This is a genomic window from Longimicrobium sp., from assembly GCA_036387335.1.
Lineage (GTDB): Bacteria > Gemmatimonadota > Gemmatimonadetes > Longimicrobiales > Longimicrobiaceae > Longimicrobium.
This window is the reverse complement of the sequence record DASVTZ010000105.1, coordinates 85,222-106,766: the sequence shown is the minus strand read 5'-3', so window position 1 is coordinate 106,766 and position 21,545 is coordinate 85,222. Positions and strand designations below refer to the sequence as shown.

Below are 21,545 nucleotides of genomic sequence, written 5' to 3'. Positions count from 1 at the left end.
CGCTCTCAGTCTGCGGCGATGCGCTCGGGCTCGTGCGCTTGTGCGGCCTTCTGCTGCAGGGCGCGCCAGACGCGGGGGGGCGAGAAGGGAAGCGAGTCCATGCGCACGCCCACCGCGTCGTAGATGGCGTTGGCGATGGCGGGGATGGTGGAGTGCAGCGGACCCTCGCCCGCCTCCTTGGCGCCGTACGGGCCCTCCGGGTCGATCGATTCCACGATCAGCGCCGTCATCTCCGGCGTGTCCAGCGAGGTGGGGACGCGGTAGTCCAGGAGCGAGGGCGCGTTGTGCAGCCCCGCGCGCCCATGGTCCGCGTCCTTGAAGACGTGCTCCTCCATCAGCGCCTCGCCGAAGCCCATGTACGCCGAGCCCTCGATCTGCCCCTCGACGATGGTGGGGTTCAGCGCGCGCCCGCAGTCGTGCGCGATCCAGATCGACTTCACGTCCACGAAGCCGGTCTCCACGTCCACCTCCACCTCCGCCACGTGCGCGGTAAAGGAGTAGGCCGGCGACGCGCCGATGGTGCCGCCGCGGTACTCGCCGTGCACGTCGCGCGGAGTGTTGTAGGAGCCAACTGATCCGAGGGTGCCGTGCTTCGCCTCGGCCAGGTTGAACGCCTCGACGATGGAGATGTTGCGCCCCGTGTCGCGCGCGTCCATCGCGCGGCCGCCGGCCAGGAGGACGCGCTTGGGGGATACGCCCCACTCCTCGCCCACCGCCTCCTGCACCTGCGCCTTGAGCTTGCGCGCGGCGTCGATGCACGCGTTCCCCAGCATGAAGGTCACGCGGCTGGAGTAGCTTCCCAGGTCGACCGGCGTGAAGTCCGTGTCCGAGGGGAGGACGCGCACGTGGTCCAGCGGCACGCCCAGCTCCTCGCAGACGATGTACGCCACCAGCGAGGTGGAGCCCTGCCCGATGTCCGACGCGCCGCTGAAGACGGCCACGCGCCCCGAGCGGTCCACCTGGAGCTGCACGGCGGACTGCGGCATACGGTTGGGGTAGATGGGGTAGTTGGTGCCGCTGATGTAGCACGATCCCGCCACCCCCAGCCCGCGCCCGAAGCCCAGCTTCCCGCGCCGCTCCCGCCACCCGCTCGCCGCCTCCACCGAGTCCAGGCACTCCATGAAGCCGTTGGAGGTCACGCGCAGCTCGTTCACGGTCCGCCGGAAGCTCCCCATGAAGTTGCGGCGGCGCAGCTCGATGGGGTCGATGCGCAGCCGCTCGGCCAGCTTGTCGAGCGTGACTTCGAAGGCGAAGCGCGGCTGCACGCTGCCGTGTCCGCGCTTGGGGCCGCACGCCGGCTTGTTGGTGAAGACGCGCGTGCTGTCGAAGCGGTACGCCGGGATCTCGTACGGCGCGGCCAGGAGCTGGCCGCTGTAGTACGTCGTCACCAGCCCGAACGACGAGTACGCGCCGCCGTCCAGCAGCGTCTTCGCGTCCACCGCCTTGAGCTTGCCATCGGCGGTGGCGCCCACCCGGTACTTCATGTGGAAGGGGTGCCGGCCGCGGTGGGCCAGGAACACCTCCTCGCGAGTGTACAGGATCTTGACGGGGCGCCCCGTCTTCATCGCCAGCTTGGCGACGCAGAACTCCAGGTCGAACGGCTCGCTCTTGCCGCCGAAGCCGCCGCCCACGTGCGGCTGCACCACGCGCACCTTGGCGGGATGCAGCTCCAGCACCTTGGCCAGCTCGCGGTGCAGGTAGTGCGGCACCTGCGTGGACGACCACACCGTCAGCCGCCCGCCCGGCGCGCCGCCCTCCTCCCACTGCCCGATGGCGCAGTGCGGCTCGATGGGGGTGTGCGTGGTCCCCTCGAAGAAGTACTCGCCCCCGATCACCAGGTCGCTCTCGGCCAGCCCGCGGTCCACCTCGCCGAAGTCCAGCTTTACGATCTTGGAGATGTTGCCGTTGTGGCCCGCCTTCTTGGCCTCGTGGATCTGCACGTCGGTGCGGCGCGCGGACTCGAAGGGATCGAGGATCGCCTCCAGCACCTCGTACTCCACACGGATGAGGCCCAGCGCGCGGTTGGCCGTGTCCTCATCCACGGCCGCCACCGCCGCCACCGCGTCGCCGATGTAGCGCACCTTTTCGGTGGCGAGCGCCTGCTCGTCCGGCGTCCACACGATGATGCCGAACGGGATCGGCATCTCGTCGCCGGTGACCACCGCGTGCACGCCCGGGAGCGCCAGCGCCCGCGACGCGTCGATGCTGACGATGCGGGCGTGCGGGTGCGGCGAGCGCAGGATCTTGCCGTGCAGCATCCCGGGGAACGCCAGGTCGTCGGTGTAGCGCGCGCGGCCGGTGGACTTCTCCAACCCGTCCGTCTTGCGCTGCCGGCTCCCGATGACGTTCAGCGGCGCGCTCTCCTCCGCCTCGTCCACGTCGTCCACCGGCTCGCCGGCGTGCGAGGGGGCGTGGTCGATCACCGGGGTGCCACGCTCGGCGACCTCCGGCTCGTCCAGCGGCACGCCGCCGCGGGCGCTCTCGAACTCCTGCGGATCAGTGCTCATGCGGCCTCCGTACCCCCCTCCCCCGGCCCCTCCCCCACAAGGGGGGCGGGGTGGGGGAGGGGAGAACTGCTCGTGAATGCCCGGCCTATCGCGCGGAGCGCGGCGGGCAGGTTGGTCTCGACTATGACGGCGGGCAGGCGAACGAAGCGGAGATCCAGGGACTCCAGCAGCGCCTGGCGCTCGGAATCACGCTCGCGCTGCGTCTCGTGCACGCCGCCGTCCACTTCGACGATCAGGCGCTCGGTGGAGCAGTAGAAGTCCACGATGAACGGACCGATCGGCTGCTGGCGCCGGAACTTGCGCCGTCCAGCGCCTCTCCCCGCAACGCCCGCCAGAGGATCGCCTCGCTGGGGGGTGGGCGCCTTGCGGAAGCCCCGCGCCACCTCCGTCATCCTGGCCTTGAGCGCCGGCGAGACCACCCAACGGTTCCGATCTTCCTTACGCACGCGGAGTGCTCCCCTCCCCTACGCCGCCGGGGGTGGGGGGGACCATGCGCCCGGCCGCCATCTCCACCGCGTCCAGGATCTTGGTGTAGCCGGTGCACCGGCACAGGTTGCCGGAGAGCGCCTCGCGGATCTCGTCACGCGTGGGGGCCGTGTTCTCTTCCAGCAGCGCCGCCGCACTCATCAGGATCCCCGGCGTACAGAAGCCGCACTGCGCGGCGCCGCACAGGTCGAAGGCGTCCTGCAGCGGGTGCGGCGTCCCCGGCGGCGTGCGGAAGCCGGCGAGGCCCTCCACCGTCCTCACCTCGTGGCCTACACCCTCGTAGACGGGGGTGATGCACGAGAGCGTCGGCACGCCGTCCACCCACACGGTGCACGCGCCGCAGTCGCCCTTGTCGCACCCCTGCTTGCTGCCGGTGAGCCCCACGGCGTAGCGCAGCGCTTCCAGGAGCGTCCAGTGCGTGGGGACGGCCACCTCGTGCACGTCGCCGTTTACGCGTAGGGTGAGCAGGTCCTTCATGGGCGGGGCACGGGTGACGGGTGCGCGGGGCTCGAGTAACGCTAGACCGTAGAAGTAAGCGTGTCAACGGCTTGTACGCCATCCCCCGGCGCTCTCCGTTTCACGGGCCGCAAGACGGTGCCGCCGGCGGTGCGACGCGCCTTTCGCGCCCTGCGGAACCGGCGGTGGGTGACCGGGGAGCAAGTGCATACGGTCTGTACAACCTGGCCCGATCCGTGCTGAACCACCACTACACTCACGCTTGACGCCGAATCTCGCGGACTCAACCAGCACCGCTTTTCCACGCAGGAATAGATGACAGCAAACCCGTACCTCCCCGCACTGGGAGGCATGATCGATACCGCACCTCTTCACGAGTCCATGCCGGATCCAGAGCAGGCGGCCGGCGGTGACGAGGCGTTCGACCGCTTCGCCCGGCTGGCCGCGCGGCTCCTTCGCGCGCCCGCGGGGATGGTGACGGTGATCGACGGCGCGCGGCAGATCTTCAGGGGGTGCGCCGGCGATGGGCCGCACCCCGCCGGCCGCCACTCGCCGCTGTCGCACTCCTTCTGCCGGTACGTGGTGGAGACCGGCGAGCCGCTGGTCGTGGCCGACGCGCGCCAGCATCCCGTGCTGAGGCACAACCCCGCGGTGGCCGAGTACGGCGTGGTGGCCTACGCCGGAGTCCCCCTCACCGGCGCGGATGGGGAGACGCTGGGCTCGCTCTGCGTGACCGCTCCAGGGCCGCGCGAGTGGACCGGCGACGAAGTGGCGATGCTGCGCGACCTGGCCGTGGCGGTCTCCAGCGAGTTCGACGCGCGGAGCGACCGGGCGGAGCGCCTGCGCACCGAGGAGTCGCTGCGCGCCAGCGAATCGCAGCTCCGCGCCCTCTTCGACGAGGCGGCGGTGGGGATGGCCATCGTGGACCTGCACGGCCGCCTGGTGCGCACCAACCGCGCCCTCCAGTCGATGCTGGGCTACTCCGCCGAAGAGCTCCACGAGATGCTCTTCAGCCAGATCACCCACCCGGAGGACGTGGCGGCGGACTGGGAGCTGTTCGGCGACCTGGTGGCGGGCGAGTGCACGCACTACCAGGTGGAGAAGCGCTACTTCCGCAGCGACGGCGCCATCCTGTGGACCCACCTGAACGTGTCGCTGGTGCGGGACGCGGCGGGCGCCCCCTGCTTCACCGTCGGGATCATGGAGGACACCACCGAGCGCAGGCGGGCCGAGGAAGCGCTTCGCCAGAGCCAGTACGACCTGCAGCAGGCGCAGAAGATGGAGACGGTGGGGCGGCTTGCGGGGGGCGTGGCGCACGACTTCAACAACCTGCTCACCGTCATCAAGGGAAACGCGCAGCTCCTCCTCATCGACCTCCCGGAGGGGAGCCCGATGCGGGAGGACCTGGAGGAGATCGAGACGGTGAGCGGGCGCGCCGCCGAGCTGACACAGCAGCTCCTCGCCTTCAGCCGCCGCCAGGTGCTGCAGATGCGCGTGGTGGACCTGAACGACACCGTAGCGCGCGCCGACCGGCTCCTGCGCCGCCTGCTGGGCGAGGACATCGACTTCCGCACCAGCGCCGACCCCGGGCTGGGCGCCGTGCGCGCGGACCCCGGGCAGATGGAGCAGGTGCTGATGAACCTGGCCCTGAACGCCCGCGACGCCATGCCCGGTGGCGGCAAGCTGACGGTGGAGACGCGCAACGTCTGGCTGGACGAGGACTACGCCCGCCGCCACCCCTCGGTGAAGCCGGGGGCGTACGTGATGGTGGCGGTGAGCGACTCCGGGCAGGGGATGGACGCCGAGACGCGGGCGCGCGCCTTCGACCCGTTCTTCACCACCAAGGAGCCGGGGCGGGGAACGGGGCTGGGGCTGGCGACCGTGTACGGGATCGTGCACCAGAGCGGCGGGCACGTGTGGGTGTACAGCGAGGTGGGGCGGGGAACCAGCTTCAAGGTCTACCTTCCCCGCGTGGACGGCGTGCCCGCGCCGCAGGGCCCCGCCCGCGGCGGCGAACTTCGCGGCGGCACCGAGACGATCCTGCTGGTGGAGGACGAGGAGAGCGTGCGCCGCCTGGGCCATCGCGTACTCACCCGCGCCGGCTACACCGTGCTCGCCGCCGCCGCCGGCGCCGAGGCGCTCACCGTGGCGGAGGCGCACCCCGGCCCCATCCACCTGCTGGTGACCGACGTGGTGATGCCGGGGATGAGCGGCCGCGAAGTCGCCGAGCGCATGGCGTCGCTGCGTCCTGAAGCCGGCGTCCTCTTCACCTCCGGCTACACCGACGACGCCATCGTCCACCACGGCGTGCTCGACGACGGCATGGCCTTCCTCCAGAAGCCGTTCGACCCGTCGACGCTGCTGCACGCCGTGCGGCGGGTGCTGGATGGAAGTGCGTTAGTGCGTTAGTGCGTACGTGCGTTCATGTCATCCTGAGGGAGCCGCCCACCCGCCGCCGCCGTGCACACCATACTTGCGCGGCGACCGAAGGATCTAGCCCGTGAGGCAGGAGGCCTGCGGGTGACCACGGGTTCTCGGTACGCGCAGTAGATCCTTCGCTCCGCGCCGCGGTTCGCGGCACGGGCCAGAACGGAGAAGCGCGTCGCTCGGGATGACAAACCGAGGCAACGCGCCGTCCACCCGCACTAACGCACTAACGCACTAACGCACTTCCTTCAGCCCGTGCCCAGCAGCCCGTTCAGCACCCGCACCACCTCGTCCAGGTCCACCGGCTTCGGCAGAAAGGTCTGGGCGCCCATTTCGCGCACGGTGTCGGGGATCTGTGGATCGGTGGTGCCGCTCAGCACGACGACGGGGATGTGTGCCGTCTTCACCGACTGCTTGAGGCGCTTGAGGGCCGTGACACCCGTGCCGCCGGGCATGTTGATGTCCAGCAGGATCGCGTCGGGAGCGGCGTTCATGGCGAACATCGACACCTGCATGGCGTCCGCGGCCACGACCACGTCCCACCCCTGGGCACGCAGCCCCGCGCGGAGGATCTGTACGATCAGCGGATCGTCGTCCGCAACCAGAATCTTCATCGTCTCGCCATGCGGTACCTTCCCCGATAATTTTCCCGCACGCGGCGGGGAGCCGAGCACGTTCGTCACGCGCCCCCGCATTGTCAAGCCAGGATGCCGGAACCTATGACTGAAGACCCATTCCGCGTGGAATCGCCGGGAGACCCCGCCGCGCTGGAGCGGCTCCACCGCTGGGGCGGCGACGCGCTCCGCACGCAGATCGTGGAGATGTTCCTGGCCCGCGCCCCCGCCCAGATCGCCGCCGCCCTCGCCGCCGCCCAGCGCGGCGACGCGGAGGAGGTGCGCAAGGTCGCCCACACCCTCAAGTCCAGCGCCGGCCAGCTCGGCGCCGTTACCGTGCAGCGCCTCTGCCAGGACGCCGAGCACCGCGCCGAATCCGGCGAGAGCTCGTCGCTCGTCCCCCTGGTGCACACCCTGGCGAACGAGCTGGAGCGGTTCCGCGCGTGGCTGTACGATGCGGAGGGAGGTGGGATGTGAGGGCCCTCACCCCCGCTCGTTCCTCGCTGCCCCCTCTCCCGATAACAGGAGAGGGCTCCGCCCTCGCCGTTATCGAGAGAGGGGGCTTGTCCGTCATCACTTCCGATAATCGTTGCAACGAGGGTACGGAAAATGTCGGACCGGAAATTTCCGTACTCACCAACCACCGCTGCTCCCATCCGTCCCGCCCGCACGAGCCGGCTTCAGCCGCCTTCGCGTAGTTCCAGCCGGGGGCTTTAGCCCCCGGCACGCGTCCGCCGCCGCGGCGCGCCCCCCGCACCGATCCCGCCCGGAGCCTGCGAAGGCAGGCTTCCCGCGGTTGTTGCAGCGGTTTCAACCGCCGGCCTCCTCCGGCTCTCTCCCCCCCCTGACGCCGTACGAAAGCTGAACACCCGCCCCCCATCCGCCCCCCCACCGCCGTTTTCCGCGTCTCGACCTCCCACAGCCGTACAGATCGTAGACGCTCCGCCGTCCCCGCCTCCCTCGCGCCGCAACGCGCAAGCCTCACCCGCGCAACAGGTTAGCGAAACGGTCCGGGATGGCGCGGAGATCGCCTTGGGGAAAAGCGCCACGAATCACTTCCCCGCAGAAACGCAGCCCCGCCATGAAGAACATCGCCCTGGTCGAAGACAATCCGGACAACCGCATGCTCGTGCAGGCGCTCCTCGACGGGGAGTACTGCGTGACCGAGTACCCGGACGGTCCCGAGGCGCTGGACGGGATCCGGCGCGAGCAGCCGGACCTGGTGCTCCTCGACATCTCCCTTCCCGGGCTGGATGGCGTGGAGGTGCTCCGCATCCTGCGCACGGACGAGGCGCTGCGTGGGCTTCCCGTCATCGCATTGACGGCGCACGCCATGAGCGGCGACCGCGACCGCTTCCTGGACGCCGGCTTCGACGACTACGTCACCAAGCCCATCATCGACGAGGAGCTCCTGCTGGGAGCGATCAAGCGCCATGTCGCATGAAATGAACGCGGTACTCGACCCCGCGCGCCTCGCCGAGTTGCGCGCCACCGGGCTGCTGGACTCCCCGCCCGAGGAAGCCTTCGACCGCCTCACCCGCCTGGCCGCGCGCCTGCTGGACACGCCCGTCGCGCTGGTGTCGCTCGTTGACGCGGAGCGGCAGTTCTTCAAGAGTCAGGTGGGGCTGGCCGCCCCTCTCTGCGACACCCGCGAGTCGCCCGTCAGCACCTCGTACTGCCGGCACACCGTGGCGGCGGGGGAGACGCTGGCCATCGAGGACGCGCGCGTGCACCCGCTGACGGCGTCGTACTACGAGTCGATCGCGTACCTGGGCGCCCCGCTGCGCACCCAGGACGGGCACGTGCTGGGCACGCTGTGCGTGGTGGACCAGCGCCCCCGCGCCTGGACCGCCGAGCATGCGGAGACGCTGGAGGCGCTGGCCGCCTCCGTGGCCGCCGAGATCCGGCTGCGGCGCGACCTGCAGGAGAGGCGCGCCGCCGAGCAGGCCCTCAGCCGCCGCAACGAGCTGCTGGAGCTGCTGCGCGGCGTGGCCGACGACGCCAACCAGGCCGCCAGCGTGGAGGAGGCGGTCGCGGCGTGCCTGGAGCGGGTCTGCACGTACACGGGGTGGCCGGTGGGGCACGCATGCTTCGTGGACGTCGCGGGCGGGCTGGTGTCGGGGCGCATCTGGCACCTGGACGAGGCGGAGCGCTACGCGTCGTTCCGCGAAGCGTCCGAGGCGGCGCGCTTCGCACCGGGCGAGGGGCTGCCGGGGCGCGCGCTGGCCACAGGCGAGCCGGCGTGGGGGGTGGACGTGGCCAGCGACCCCGGCTTCATGCGGGCCAGCGCCGCCGCGGAGTGCGGACTGCACGGCGCATTCGCCTTTCCCGTGCAGGCGCGCGGCAAGGTGGCGGCCGTGCTGGAGTTCTTTACGGAAAGCAACCGCGAGCCGGACGCCGCGGTGCTGGACGTGATGCGCCACGTGGGGACGCAGATGGGCCGCGTGGCCGAGCGCGCGCACGCACAGGAAGGGCTGCGCCAGAGCGAGGAGCGCACCCGCCGCATCGTGGAGTCCGCGCACGACGCCTTCGTGGCGATGGACGCGGAGGGGCGCGTGACGGACTGGAACGCCTGCGCAGAGCTCACCTTCGGGTGGACGCGCGAGGAGGCGAAGGGCCGCTGCGTGTCCGAGCTGATCGTCCCCCCGGAGCACCGCGAGGCACACCGGCGCGGAATGGCGCACCTCTTCCAGACGGGCGAGGGGCCGATCCTCAACCGCCGCGTGGAGGTGCCGGCCATCCACCGCGACGGCAGCACCTTTCCCGTGGAGATGACGGTGACGCCCATCCGCGTGGGCGGGTCGCAGATCTTCACCGCGTTCCTTCACGACATCAGCGAGCGCCGGCGCGGCCAGGAAGAGCTGCGCCGCAAGGAGGAGTACTTCCGCGCGCTGATCGAGAAGGCTTCCGACCTCATCACCATCCTCGACATCCAGGGGATGTTCCGATACGAGAGCCCGGCCGTGTACGAGCTCTTCGGCTACGAGGGCGAGGAGCTGCGGGGCCGCAACGCCTTCGAGCTGATCCACCCCGAAGACGTGGGCGCGGTGCTCGCCGTCTTCGGAGAGATCCTCAGCCAGCCGGGCACGAGCCACGAGGTCCCCTTCCGCTTCCTGCACAAGGACGGCTCGTGGCGGTGGCTGGGCGCCCGCGGCACCAACCTGCTGGAGCACCCGGCGGTCGGCGGCGTGGTGGTCAACTCGCGCGACATCACCGCCAGCCGCGCCGCCAAGGAAGCGCTCGGCGAGAGCCAGCGCATGCTCGCCACGCTCATGCGCAACCTTCCCGGGATGGCCTACCGCCGCCGGAACGAGGGCGCGGGGTGGCCGATGGAGTTCGTGAGCGGCGGCGCCACCGCCCTCACCGGCTACACCCCGGCCGAGCTGGTGCCGGGCGGGACGGTCTCCTACGCATCGCTGGTGCACCCGGGCGACGCGGAGTACGTGCGCCGCCAGGTGGAGGCCGCGCTGGCCGAGGGGCGCCCCTTCGAGCTGGAGTACCGCATCCTCACCGCATCGGGCGAGGTGCGCTGGGTGTGGGAGCAGGGGCTGGGCGTGCGCTCGGCCACCGAGGAGCTGGTCGCGCTGGAGGGCTTCATCGCAGACGTCACCGAGCGCAAGCAGGCGGAGGCGGAGCTGGTGCGCGCCAAGGAGAGCGCCGAGGCCGCCAACCGCGCCAAGAGCGAGTTCCTCTCGCAGATGAGCCACGAGCTGCGCACGCCGCTCAACTCCGTGATCGGCTTCACCAACGTGCTGCGCAAGAACAAGCGAGGCGCGCTGGGCGACCAGGAGCTCGGCTTCCTGGACCGCATCGCCAGCAACGGCGTGCACCTGCTGGGGCTGATCAACGACATCCTGGACCTTTCCAAGGTGGAGGCCGGCAAGGTGGAGGTGGACCTGGCCCCGGTGGCGCTGGACGAGACGGTGAAGTGCATCATGACCGAGCTGCAGGGCGCGGTGCGCGACCGTCCCATCGAGCTGCGCGCCATGGTGCCCACGAGTCTCGCCACGCTGCAGGCGGACCCGGTGAAGCTCAAGCAGGTGCTGATCAACCTGGTGGGGAACGCGCTCAAGTTCACCGAGCGCGGCAGCGTGACGCTGGCGGTCACGACGGACGCGGCGGGGCGCGCGGTGCGCATCGACGTGGCGGACACGGGCGTCGGCATTCCGCACGACCGGCTGACGGCGATCTTCCAGCCCTTCGAGCAGGCCGAGGTGGGGACGGCGCGCAGGTTCGGGGGCACAGGGCTGGGGCTTGCCATCTCCGCTTCGCTCTGCGAGCTGATGGGGTACCGGCTCCAGGTGAGGAGTGAGGTGGGGGTGGGCTCGGTGTTCAGCGTGATCCTGGCGCCGCACGCGCCGCAGCCCGAGCTGGCGCCGTCGCTGGTGGCCCCGGCCGTCGCGGTGGCGCACGCCGCCCCCGCTGAGCCGGTGGAGGCGTCGTTCCTGGACGAGGCCGCCGCCGACTTCGGGGGGCGGCTGGTGCTGGTGATCGACGACGAGGCCGACTCGCGCATCCTCCTCGCCCATCACACGGAGGAGATGGGGTGCCGCACCGTCACCGCGGCGTCGGGCGAGGAGGGGCTGCGGCTGGCCCGCGAGCTTCGCCCCGACCTCATCACGCTGGACCTGCTGATGCCGGGGATGAACGGCTGGAACACGCTGCGCGAGCTGCAGGCCGATGCGGAGCTGCGCCACATCCCCGTGGTGGTGGTGAGCGTGCTGGCGGGCGAGAGCCGCCGCGACCTGGACGGCGCCGCGGAGCTGGTGGACAAGCCGGTGGGCCGCGGTCCGCTCCTCGCCGCGCTACGCCGGGCGCTCGCCCGTGGCGTGCAGCGGGCGCTGGTGGTGGATGGAGACCCCGCCGCCCGCACCGCCGCCGCCGACCTGCTGCGCGCCGATGGCGTCGAGGTGCGGATGGCCGCCCACCCCCGCGCCGCCATGCGCATGCTGGACACCTTCTCGCCGGACCTCGTCCTCCTCGACACCCCCGTCTCGGTGCCAGACGGGCGCGAGCTGATCCGCGCCCTGCACGACCGCTCGCGCCGCGGCGGGGTGGCGCCGCCGGTGGTGGTGGCCGCCATGCACCGCCGCGACCCAGAGCCGGTGCTCGCCGGGGCGGGGTTGGAGGCCGGGATGGCCCCCGCCGGATAGCGCTTGACGAAACGGCGGTTACGGTGCGATACTCGAAGCAACGTCCTCGTACGGACGTTCCAACCATTCCCGCCGGGGCCAACCCCCCGGCGGGCTTTCTTTCGGTCTTGCCGCGCCTGCCGCCCATGATCGCCGGGATCGTGCTCGCCGCGGGCCGCTCGCGGCGCATGGGGGAGCCCAAGCCCTTCCTCCTCCTGGGCGGGGCAACCTTTCTGGAGCGCGCCGTCCACGCCCTGCGCGACGGCGGCTGCGATCCAGTGTGGGTGGTCGCCGCGGCCGGCGACGAGCGGGTGGCCGAGGCCGCGTCCGCGCTGGGCGCTCGCGTCGTGCTCAACCCGGACGCGGATTCGGAGCAGCTCGACTCGCTTCGCGTCGCCCTGCGCGCGCTCCCGGTTGAGGCCGAGGCGGCGGCGGTGCTCCCGGTGGACATCCCCGAGGCGGATGCCGTGCGCGCGGTGGTGGATGCGTTCCGCGCCACCCGCGCGCCCGTGGTCGTCCCCGCGCGGGAGGGGAAGCACGGCCACCCGGTGCTGTTCGCGCGCGCCTCGTGGCCCGAGCTGCTCGATGCGGATCTGCCGGACGGCGCCCGCACCGTCGTCCACGCCCACGCGCACGACCGGGTCGAGGTTCCCGTTGCCGCGCTCCCGCACGACGTGGACACGCCGGACGACCTGCGCCGCCTGCGCGAGCGGACGGGCGCGTGAGCGGAAGGCTGGAGGTGGCCGACGCGCTCCACCACGCGCGCCAGGCCGTGGCGGCGGGCCCGCCCGCGGTGAGCGTGGTGGTGCTGGAGTCGTCCGATGGTGGCCCCGCCGCGGGGGAGCGGATGGTGGTGTGGGCCGCCGAGCACGCCGGCACCCTGGGCTCCGCCGCGCTGGACGCCGCCGCCGTCGAGGCCGCGCGCTCGCGCATCCCCCCTTCTGCGCCCGCGGGGACGCAGGTGCTGGAGGCGGAAGGCCTGCGCTGCACCGTCTACCTGGAGCCGCACCGCCCGCGTCCGGAGCTGGTGATCGTGGGCGCGGGGCACATCGCGCGGCCGCTGTGCAGGGTGGGTGCGCTGCTGGGCTTTCGCGTGGTGGTGCTGGACGACCGGCCCGAGTTCGCCACCCGCGAGCGCTTTCCCGAGGCCGCCGAGGTGCTGCGCGCCGACTTCGCGGACCCGTTCCGCGGCGTGCCCATCCATGCCGGCACGCACCTGGTGCTGGTGACGCGCGGCCACAAGTACGACTTCGAGGCGCTGCGCGGTCTCCTGCTGGGCCCCGAGGCGCCGGCCTACGTCGGGATGGTGGGAAGCCGCCGCCGGGTGCGCGCCGCGCTGGAGCAGCTCATCCGCGAGGGGATTCCGCACGAGCGCCTCGCCGCCGTCCACGCCCCCATCGGCCTCGACGTCCACGCCGAGACCCCCGAGGAGATCGCCATCTCCATCGCCGCCGAGATGATCCTCGTGCGCCGCGGGGGGACGGGGGTGCCGCTTCGGGACCGGGAGCGGGTGGCGGAGCGGTGGGTGGGGAAGGGAGGGGCCGGCGGTTGAAACCGCTGCAACAACCGCGGGAAACCTGCCTTCGCAGGTTGCACGCATGGATGGGGGTGTGCGGCGGCGGGGTTTGGTCCGGGCGCTGGGTTTGGTGCGGGCGCCGGGTCCGGGGGATGAATCCCCCGGCTTTAACCACGCGAAGCCGGCTGAAGCCGGCTCGATCAATGCGGCATTCCCTCATCTTGTCATCCTGAGCGACGCGCCACTCGGTACTCGCCTCGTCTCCGATCTCTGGCGCGTAGCGAAGGATCTACTGCGCGTTCCGAGGGGCCCAGGGTGCGATGCGGTCCCCGGCCCGGCTCCGGCTAGATCCTTCGGTCGCCGCCGGAGTAGGGTGCAACGTGGGCATTCGCGAGGCGGCTCTCTCAGGATGACAAAAGCGTGGGATTGCGCGCCGCCCTTTGTGTGGAGTCCGCGAAGGCGGACTTTGTGCCGTTGTTGCAGCGAGTTCACTCGCCCGGCCACCCCTCGAAGGACCCCGATGTACCGTCACTGCATCTACTGCTCGGCCGACCTCGGCGCCAACGAGGCGGTGGAGGCGTTCCCCATCGGCCGCACGCTCGCCTTCGACCCGGCGAAGGGGCGGCTCTGGGCCGTGTGCGGCAAGTGCGCGCGGTGGAACCTGGCGCCCATCGAAGAGCGCTGGGAAGCCATCGAAGACGCCGAGCGGACGTTTCGCGATACCCGCCTCCGCGTGCAGTCGGAGAACGTGGGGCTGGCGAAGCTGCGCGACGGCACGCGGCTGATCCGCGTGGGCGCCGCGCTCCAGGGCGAGCTGGCCGCCTGGCGATACGGCGCCACGCTGGAGCAGCGGCGGAAGAAGTACCTGATCGCGTCCGGTGCGCTGGCGGTGGGGGCGGTCGCAGTCCTCGGCGGGCTCGCGTGGGCGGGGATGGGGGGCCTGATGTCCGTGGGGATCAACGCCTGGCACGCGCACCAGCGCAGGCGCGTGGTGCACCGCGTACCCGCCGAAGCCTCGCCGGACGGGATGCCGCGCGACATCCGCCGCTGGCACGTCGATGGAGCGTGGCTGGGCGAGGATGGTTCGGGCGACATCGTCCTCCACGTTCCTGGAACCGACCACGTCAAACCGAAGAAGCGCAGGGCCGTCGCGTCGCCCGCCGACGGACGAGTGCTGGCGCTCACCGGACAGCACGCGCGGCGTGCGCTCGAACGCACGCTGGTGGGGGTGAACGAAAAAGGGGGCAAGCGCGAGGAGTTGACGCACGCGGTGCGCCTCATCGCCCTCAGCTCCCCCGAGGAATACATCCGCGAAAAGGCGCGCCGCGGCTCGTCGCTGGGGAAACGCCCGGGGAAAGAGGATCGGCGCCTCGACCCCATCGCATCGCTGGCGCTGGAGATGGCGCTGCACGAGGAGCAGGAGCGGCGCGCCCTGGCCGGCGAGCTCTCCATCCTGGAAGCGGCCTGGCGCGACGCCGAGCCGATCGCCGACATCGCGGACCGGCTGGCCATCGCACCCACGCAGACGGAATGACCGAAGACCTGGCGGTGTTCGAAGCGGCGGAAGAGGCGGCGCGCGCGGGGCGGGCGGTGGTGCTGGCGACCATCGTCCACTGCCGCGGCTCCGTGCCGCGCGGCGCGGGAAGCAAGATGCTCGTGGACCCCCAGCGCGGCCTTACCGGCACCGTGGGCGGCGGGTGCGGCGAGGCCCAGGTGATCGAGGCCGCCGCCGAGGTGCTGGAGTCCGGCGCCCCGCGGCTCCTGCGCATCGACCTCACCGAGGACCTCTTCTCGTGGAGCCCCGCGGTGTGCGGCGGCGTGTTCGACGTCTTCATCGAGCGGGTGGCCCCCGCGCGGCTGGACCCGGCGGGCGCACCTTGACCAAACCCGCCCCTGCTACATTAGTTTCCCGTATCTGATTCATCCCCCCGAAACGCGAAGGACGCGCATGACCGCAGTGCAGAGCCCGCTCCGCCCGGAGCAGGTGGATACGATCCGTACGGAGCTCCTCCGCACGCTCACCAAGCTGGAGCGGAGCCTCAAGATCAGCGGCGAGAGCGCGCGCCCGCGCGACCTGGAGCAGGACACGGTGGGGCGCCTGTCGCGCATCGACGCGCTGCAGACGCAGGGGCTCACCAAGACGCTGGCCGAGCGCGAGCGCGCGCAGCTCTCGCACGTGGTGGACGCGCTGCGCCGCATCGAGGAAGGCACCTACGGCGCGTGCAACGCGTGCGGTGGGCCCATCCCCTTCGAGCGCCTGCTGGTGTTCCCCGAGACGCGCGCCTGCACCACCTGCGCGCGCGCGGCCTGACCGATCCCGCTCCACAGATTTCGCGATCCCGCGGTGGCCCCCGACGGCCGCCGCGGTGCCTGCGCGCGAACCGCAACAGCATAACACAGAGGGAACTGCAAGCCACGGAAGGAAGGCCTGTCCACTGTGGCTTGATTTTTCGCGTGGCGGGCTGCGCGTGTAGGACGGCGTAGGCGCGCTGCCCCGTCATCAGCCGACCACCTGCATCGGCGCCGCGTGGGTCCAGCTTTCACGCAGCGTGCAGGTGAACTGGCCGCGAAAGGTGCCCTCTCGCTGGCGCGAACCGTTGGGGCGGTCCGCCCAGCCCTGCACCTCGTACACGCCTCCGCCCAGCGCGCGCACCGCCGTCCCCTCGCTCCCCAGCTCGCCGAAGCGTATGCGGCGCGCGAACTCGGCGGGGCTCATCTCCTTGCGATGGACCTTTCTCCAGTCCTCGTACCGCTCGCGCATCGTCCCCTGGCAGATGGCGAAGGCGCGCGCGTGCTCGGGCGGAATGTGCGGCGCCTCCTCGCCCCCGCACGCGGCGAGCGCGATCAGCATAGCGGCGAAGAATCGGGTGCGCATCGATGGGCTCCTGTGATCCGGGACGAACGGCGTGGGAACGAGCGAGGCGGGCGACCTCTGACACAGGTGGGGTGTATGCACGCCCTGGCCCGTCCTGTGCGGACCCGGGCCGCGGTCCGTCACCTCCCGCTTCGACTCTCTGTTTTCGTGATCCAGCGTCTTGCTTCGGTCTGGGTGTGGCTCTGCAGCGCGGTCATCGTGCTCCTGTGGGTGCCGCTGCTGGGGATCGTGTACGTCTTCACCGTGCCGGGCGATCCGGGGCGCTACACGGTGGGCCGCTGGTTCCGGCGTGCCGCGGTGGCGCTGGTGGCGCTCAATCCGCTGTGGAAGTTCCGCACGACCGGCGTGCGCATCCAGGATCCGCGCCGCCCCTACGTGGCGGTGGCGAACCACGAGTCGTTCGCGGACATCTTCCTGATCTCGCACCTGCCGTGGGAGATGAAGTGGCTTTCCAAGGAGGCCATCTTCAAGATCCCCATGATGGGATGGATGATGCGCATGGCCGGCGACATCGCCGTGCGGCGTGGCGACGTGCGCAGCCGCGCATCGGCGCTGGAGGAGTGCCGCGACCGGCTGGCCAAGGGCGTCAGCGTGATGATCATGCCCGAGGGCACGCGATCCGCTACCGGCGAGATGCAGCCCTTTCGCGACGGCGCCTTTCGACTGGCCGTGGAGCTGGGGTGCCCCATCCTTCCCATCGCCGTGGCGGGCACGCGCGACGCCATCCCCAAGGGCACCTGGCTGATCAACCGCGCCCGCGCCGTCGCCCACGTCCTGGATCCGGTGGAGACGACGGGGCTGACGCTGGCGGACGTGCCCGCGCTGCGCGACCGGGTGCGCGCCATGATCGGCGAGGCGCGGGAGCGGTTGTTCAGGGAGCTGGCGTGAGGGGCCCTCACCCCCGCTCGTTCCTCGCTGCCCCCTCTCCCGATAACAGGAGAGGGCTGCGCCCTCGCCGTTATCGAGAGAGGGGGCGGTGTGTGAGGAGCTGAGCTCGTGGATGCGCTGGCCTGGAACCGCATCCGCTACACACTGATCGCGCCCGTCTACGACGCGGTGGTGCGGATGGATGCGCATCGGCGGCGGGCGGCGGCGCTGCTGGATCTGCGGGCGGGCGAGCGGGTGCTGGTGGACGGGTGCGGCACCGGGGCGGACCTGGATCACCTTCCGCCCGGCGTGCTCGTGACCGCGACGGACCTGACGCCCGTCATGGTGGAGCGCACCCGCCGCCGCGCCGCCGCCCTCGGCCGCCCCGCCGATGCGCGGGTGATGGACGCGCAGGCGCTGGATCTGCCCGACGCGTCGTACGATGCCGTCCTCCTGCACCTGATTCTCGCCGTAGTACCCGATCCGCTGGCGGCGCTGCGCGAGGCGGAGCGCGTGCTGCGCCCGGGCGGACGCGCGACCGTGCTGGACAAGTGGGTTCCCGAGGGCGCGCAGCCGTCCCTGCTGCGCCGCGCCGCGAACGGGGTGGCGCGCATCGTGGCCACCGACATCACCCGCCAGCTCGGCCCCCTCGTCGCGCAGACGTCCCTCGTCGTGGAGCACCGGGAGACGGCGGGGCTCGGCGGTTTCTTTTCGCTGGCGCTGCTGCGGAAGCCGGGCTGAGGCGCCGTTCAGCGATCCTGGCGCCCGCCCGCCTTGCCTTCCAGCTCGCGGAGGAAGCGTTCCACGTCGCGGGCCTCGTCGTGGTCTTCCGCGAGGCGCGCGTGCTCCATCTCCAGCGCGGCCAGCTCGGCGGCGAGGCCCCGGCTCGTGCGCAGGCTCTCCAGCGGCTCGGTGGAGAGGGCGGTGGTGCGCCGCTCGTCCTCGTCGGGGCTGATGCCGCGCAGGGCGAGCATCGCCTGCTCCACCGCGATCTGCTGGCGAAGCTCCGAGCACCGCTCCAGCAGGTCGCGCATGTGGGTGATGCAGCGCTCGCCCTCGTGCGTGGCCGCCGCGTCCCCGTTCGCGCGCCAGCGGTCCAGCAGCGCCCTGCCGTCGCGCTCGATGGCGGCGAGCGCGTCCAGCCGCGCGCGGGGGTCGGTGCCGGCGGTGTCGCGCGTTTCGGCCAGCGGCGCCAGGCGATGCTGCCAGTGCACCAGGGCGATGGACCAGAGACGGGCCTCGTGCCTCGCTTCCTGCTCGCCGAGCACGCCGCGCGCGTGGTCCAGCCGGGCGCGGATCGGCGCGCGCGTGGCCGCGTCCAGCTCACGCGCGAGCAGCGCATCGGCCGCGTCCAGGCGCTGGCGCTGCGCCGCGATCTCCCTCAGCCGGCCGCGGATCCGCTCCTCGTCCTCGCGCAGCCCCGCAAGTGTGGGTGTCTGTGGATCGGGCGCGGCGGCGGGGAGCGGAGCCGGCTCGCCCTCCGCGCTGCGCGCGATGCCACCGCGCAGTCCGTACAGCACCAGCAGGATGGGAAGCGCGAACATCGTCAGCCCCACGAATGCGCCGCCGAGGAAGTTCTCCATCGGCGCCTCTGTCTGGACGGGCGCGAACGTGGCGGCGAACACCCCGCTCGTCACGGTCGCCAGCGCGAGGAGGTTGCGCACGCGGCGCCGCCCCCGTGCCATCCATCCGATCGCCAGCCCCAGCAGACACCCCGCCAGCGCCCACCGTCGCGCCAGCGTGTACGGCCCCACCGTGTCCCCCTGCTGGATCGGCAGCGTCGTCGACACCAGCGCCAGCCACACCGCGCCCGCGGCGACCATTCCCACGCGGATTCCCCACGTCTTGCGAAGGCGCCCGGACGAGGTCGAGAGGTATCTCATGGGGCGCGGGGCTTGGTGGCTTGGGATCGGGGGTGTCTCACGCGCGGGCGCCGTGCTTCAACAGCAGCGCCACCAGCTCCGGATTGTCCTGCACGCTGCCGAGAAGGTTGAGCTCGCGGTACGCGTCGTCACGGTCGCGGTACGGGACGTTCGGGTCCGCGCCGTTCTCCAGCAGGATGCGCATGATCTCCAGGTGCCGCGGCGTCACGCGGCCCAGGCCGGCGTCGTAATCCGGCACCGGCCCCCTCGCCGCGGCGTGCAGACACGGTTCGTACTCGAAGTAGCCGCTGGCGAGCTTCTCGTACTGCGCGTCCGGGTTGGCCCCGTGCGAGATCAGGAGCTCCACCATCTCCAGGTCGTGCTGCTTGCACGCGAGGTGGAGCACCGGCTCGCTCGACTCCCCGTAGTTCCAGCGGTCCACGCGGGCATGGTTGGCCGACGCGCCGTTCATCAGCGCCTCGGCCGCGGAGGTGACGTCGCGGCGCAGGACGGCGTCGTAGAGCTCCGCCTCCCGCTTCTTCGCCACCTCGTCCCCCGTCCTCCGCGGCCGCGCCAGCGTCCACAGCCGGCGCAGCAGGTAGAGCCCGGCGGCGATGACGGGCACGTACATGAGCACGTCTTGCGCTTGGCCGCTCATCGCTTAGCGCGCGCTAGGGCCGGACTCCCACCAGGAACTCCATCTCCTGCCGGTGCTCACGGAGGAAGCGCACGTTGTCCGCTTCCACGCCGGGGGCGACCCGCGTCTCGCCGCCGTTCACCTCCGCCATCACCGCGCCGGGGATCGCGCGCAGCGTGGCGAGCATGAAGAGGGCGTACTCCCGCGTCTCCATCCCAACGCGCGCGATCTCCGCCCGGATGGCCGGCGTCCCGCTCAACTTCGCGACGATCTGCGCGAGCGTGAGGCCGGCGCCGGAGGGGGAGGCGGGCTGCAGCACGGTGCGGAGCGACGAGTCGGCGGCGGAGAGCGCCTCGATGGCGCGCGTCGCCGCCATGAACTTCACCATGCTCGCGGCGGTCAGGCGGTAGCCGGCGACTTCGGGGTCGCGAAAGATCGCCAGGACGGAGTCGGCGGGCGGCGCGGCGCCCGTGTTCCCCTCCGCGGCCGCGCCCGCTCCGGCGGCGAGGGGGCACGCCTCCTGGTCTCCACCCTCGCACGCCCTGCGAAAGAGCGCCCTGGCCCGCGGCTCGTCGCGCGCGGTGCCGGTGCCCTCGGCGTAGAAGTCGCCCTGGTAGCGGCACGCGACCGCATCGCCGCTCTCGCACGCCTGTGAGAAGAGCGCGAGCGCCCGCGGCAGGTCCTTGGGTACGCCCGCGCCGTTCTCGTACGATACGCCGAGCGCCCTGCATCCTTCCGCGTAGCGGTCGTCGCAGGAGCGGCGGAAGTACGGGGTGGCCGCCGCGTGGTCCTCCGCCACGCCGATGCCGTTCCAGTACATGTCGCCCAGGTACTTGCATCCCATGGGACTGCCGCCCTCGCAGCCGCGCCGGTACAGCTCCACCGCCCCTGCCGGGTTCTCGGGAGCGCCCTCGCCGCGCTCGTACAGATAGCCGAGGTAGACGCAGGCGTGCGGCTCGTCTCCATCGCAGGCGCGGCGGTACAGGGCCACCGCCTGCGCCACATCGCGCGGCACGCCGCTGCCATGCTCGTACAGCACCCCGAGGTTGCGGCACCCGGGCAGGTGGTTCCCTTCGCACGCGCGGCGGTAGTGCGCCACCGCCTGCGCGGAGTCCTGCGCGACGCCCTCACCCCGCCAGAGCAGGTCGCCCATCCCGTAGCACCCGCGCGCCTCGCCTCCCTCGCACGCCCGGCGGTAGAACCCGGTCGCCTGCCGTGCATCGCGCGCCGTGCCCACACCGTACTCGAAGGCGCCGCCCGCGTTGGCGCAGCCGAGGAAGTCGCCGCCCTCGCACGCCCGCCGGTAGAGCGCGAGCGCCTGCGCGCTGTCGGCCGCAACCCCTTCGGCATTCTCCAGCATCGACCCGAGGTTGGTGCATCCCCACAGGTTGCCCCGCTCGCACGCGCGGCGGTACAGGGCGGCGGCACGGGGTGCGTCGCGTGGCGTCCCACTGTGCAGCCGCTTGGCGAGGTCGAAGCACGACTGCGCGGTGCCGCGGTCGCAGGCGGCGGCCAGCGCGGCGGTGTCCTGCTGCGCGCGCGCCGGCCCGGCGCAGAGCGTGGCGAGCACCAGCAGGGCGCTCAGGAGGAGGCGTTGCGGCATGGCGGGATCGGCGGGTAGAGGTTCGGCGCCGTGAAGCTACGGCCAGCACGTACAGAGTCGCGCCCGGCGCGGAACACCGCAAGATCGCAGGAAACACTCGTCGCAGGACCCGGCACCTTCCGGCGCACACCACTCTTGTTCTGCCGACACGGCGCGCGCATAATCCTGGCTCCGCCTGCTCCCCTAACCCTCACATCCGGAGCGATGGACTCATGCCGAAATACCTGATCGAGCGCAACATTCCAGGCGCCGGCCAACTCTCCACGCAGGATCTCACCGCGATCGCGCAGAAGTCGTGCGGCGTGCTGCAGGGACTCGGGCCGCAGATCCAGTGGGTGCAGAGCTACGTGACCGGCGACAAGATCACCTGCCTCTACATCGCGCCGAACGAGGAGATGATCCGGGAGCACGCGCGGCAGGGCGGCTTCCCCGCGGACTCCGTGCAGGAGGTGCTCGAGGTCATCGACCCCACGACCGCGGAGGGAACCAACGCCCGACCCGCCGTTCCGCTGCCGGGCTGAACGCGCTGGACCGCGAGAGAAAGGGGCGGCGCTCATCGGGCG

The 21,545-nt window shown here is 71.8% G+C and carries 20 protein-coding genes; 12 read left to right on the top strand and 8 right to left on the bottom strand.

Translation table 11 applies throughout. From position 1 onward, the window contains the following. Positions 1-5 precede the first annotated feature (5 nt). Genes VF647_09500 through VF647_09490 form a run of 3 tightly spaced genes read right to left on the bottom strand, consistent with a single transcriptional unit; the run spans position 6 to position 3,470 of the window. Positions 6-2,507: a xanthine dehydrogenase family protein molybdopterin-binding subunit gene (locus VF647_09500; GenBank protein ID HEX8452319.1), complete on the bottom strand. Its 2,502-nt coding sequence runs from the start codon at positions 2,505-2,507 to the stop codon at positions 6-8. Continuing rightward, positions 2,504-2,953 carry an endonuclease domain-containing protein gene (locus tag VF647_09495; GenBank protein ID HEX8452318.1) on the bottom strand — a complete coding sequence of 150 codons (450 nt, stop codon included), beginning with the start codon at positions 2,951-2,953 and terminating at the stop codon, positions 2,504-2,506. The genes VF647_09500 and VF647_09495 overlap by 4 nt, the downstream gene beginning before the upstream one ends. Continuing rightward, the gene (locus VF647_09490; protein HEX8452317.1) at positions 2,946-3,470 is read right to left on the bottom strand and encodes a (2Fe-2S)-binding protein; all 525 of its coding nucleotides are present in this window, start codon (positions 3,468-3,470) and stop codon (positions 2,946-2,948) included. The genes VF647_09495 and VF647_09490 overlap by 8 nt, the downstream gene beginning before the upstream one ends. 360 nt (positions 3,471-3,830) lie before the next feature. Here VF647_09490 and VF647_09485 point away from each other — a divergent pair, with 360 nt between their 5' ends. Next, entirely contained in the window at positions 3,831-5,858 is a 2,028-nt protein-coding gene (locus tag VF647_09485; GenBank protein HEX8452316.1) for a PAS domain S-box protein, read from the top strand. 266 nt (positions 5,859-6,124) lie between these two features. Here VF647_09485 and VF647_09480 read toward each other — a convergent pair whose 3' ends face one another. Further along, positions 6,125-6,490, bottom strand: coding sequence for a response regulator (locus VF647_09480; GenBank protein HEX8452315.1), 366 nt, complete (start codon positions 6,488-6,490; stop codon positions 6,125-6,127). Positions 6,491-6,595: 105 nt separating this feature from the next. Between VF647_09480 and VF647_09475 the strand changes: the two genes are divergently transcribed. The 8 genes from VF647_09475 to VF647_09440 all read left to right on the top strand — a co-directional run bounded on the left by VF647_09475 (position 6,596) and on the right by VF647_09440 (position 15,449). Further along, a complete protein-coding gene (locus VF647_09475; GenBank protein HEX8452314.1) occupies positions 6,596-6,967 on the top strand; it encodes an Hpt domain-containing protein in 372 nt (123 codons plus the stop codon). A gap of 604 nt (positions 6,968-7,571) precedes the next feature. Beyond that, positions 7,572-7,934 (top strand): response regulator, encoded by a 363-nt coding sequence (locus VF647_09470; GenBank protein ID HEX8452313.1) that lies wholly within the window; start codon positions 7,572-7,574, stop codon positions 7,932-7,934. Between the two features lies 1 nt (position 7,935). Continuing rightward, complete coding sequence (locus VF647_09465; protein HEX8452312.1) at positions 7,936-11,643, top strand: PAS domain S-box protein; 3,708 nt, start codon at positions 7,936-7,938, stop codon at positions 11,641-11,643. A gap of 125 nt (positions 11,644-11,768) precedes the next feature. After that, on the top strand, positions 11,769-12,347 hold the full coding sequence (locus VF647_09460) for a nucleotidyltransferase family protein (protein HEX8452311.1): 579 nt from the start codon (positions 11,769-11,771) through the stop codon (positions 12,345-12,347). After that, positions 12,344-13,174 carry an XdhC family protein gene (locus VF647_09455; GenBank protein HEX8452310.1) on the top strand — a complete coding sequence of 277 codons (831 nt, stop codon included), beginning with the start codon at positions 12,344-12,346 and terminating at the stop codon, positions 13,172-13,174. Before VF647_09460 ends, VF647_09455 begins: the two co-directional genes overlap by 4 nt. 484 nt (positions 13,175-13,658) lie before the next feature. Beyond that, entirely contained in the window at positions 13,659-14,672 is a 1,014-nt protein-coding gene (locus VF647_09450) for a hypothetical protein (protein ID HEX8452309.1), read from the top strand. Continuing rightward, positions 14,669-15,019 (top strand): XdhC family protein, encoded by a 351-nt coding sequence (locus VF647_09445; protein HEX8452308.1) that lies wholly within the window; start codon positions 14,669-14,671, stop codon positions 15,017-15,019. The genes VF647_09450 and VF647_09445 overlap by 4 nt, the downstream gene beginning before the upstream one ends. A gap of 67 nt (positions 15,020-15,086) precedes the next feature. After that, positions 15,087-15,449: a TraR/DksA C4-type zinc finger protein gene (locus VF647_09440; GenBank protein HEX8452307.1), complete on the top strand. Its 363-nt coding sequence runs from the start codon at positions 15,087-15,089 to the stop codon at positions 15,447-15,449. A 189-nt stretch (positions 15,450-15,638) separates the two neighbouring features. On the opposite strand, the gene VF647_09435 is transcribed toward VF647_09440, so the two are convergent. Next, positions 15,639-16,013 (bottom strand): hypothetical protein, encoded by a 375-nt coding sequence (locus VF647_09435; protein HEX8452306.1) that lies wholly within the window; start codon positions 16,011-16,013, stop codon positions 15,639-15,641. A gap of 147 nt (positions 16,014-16,160) precedes the next feature. Between VF647_09435 and VF647_09430 the strand changes: the two genes are divergently transcribed. Together VF647_09430 and VF647_09425 are read left to right on the top strand one after the other, a co-directional pair. Beyond that, positions 16,161-16,901 (top strand): lysophospholipid acyltransferase family protein, encoded by a 741-nt coding sequence (locus VF647_09430; protein ID HEX8452305.1) that lies wholly within the window; start codon positions 16,161-16,163, stop codon positions 16,899-16,901. Positions 16,902-17,009: 108 nt separating this feature from the next. Continuing rightward, positions 17,010-17,621, top strand: a complete 612-nt coding sequence (locus tag VF647_09425; protein HEX8452304.1) for a methyltransferase domain-containing protein — start codon at positions 17,010-17,012, stop codon at positions 17,619-17,621. Positions 17,622-17,629: 8 nt separating this feature from the next. On the opposite strand, the gene VF647_09420 is transcribed toward VF647_09425, so the two are convergent. Genes VF647_09420 through VF647_09410 form a run of 3 tightly spaced genes read right to left on the bottom strand, consistent with a single transcriptional unit; the run spans position 17,630 to position 20,982 of the window. After that, a complete protein-coding gene (locus tag VF647_09420; protein HEX8452303.1) occupies positions 17,630-18,763 on the bottom strand; it encodes a hypothetical protein in 1,134 nt (377 codons plus the stop codon). Positions 18,764-18,800: 37 nt separating this feature from the next. Then, complete coding sequence (locus VF647_09415; protein ID HEX8452302.1) at positions 18,801-19,400, bottom strand: ankyrin repeat domain-containing protein; 600 nt, start codon at positions 19,398-19,400, stop codon at positions 18,801-18,803. A gap of 13 nt (positions 19,401-19,413) precedes the next feature. Then, on the bottom strand, positions 19,414-20,982 hold the full coding sequence (locus VF647_09410; protein ID HEX8452301.1) for an SEL1-like repeat protein: 1,569 nt from the start codon (positions 20,980-20,982) through the stop codon (positions 19,414-19,416). A gap of 212 nt (positions 20,983-21,194) precedes the next feature. Here VF647_09410 and VF647_09405 point away from each other — a divergent pair, with 212 nt between their 5' ends. Next, positions 21,195-21,503: a DUF4242 domain-containing protein gene (locus VF647_09405; protein ID HEX8452300.1), complete on the top strand. Its 309-nt coding sequence runs from the start codon at positions 21,195-21,197 to the stop codon at positions 21,501-21,503. Positions 21,504-21,545: the final 42 nt, after the last annotated feature.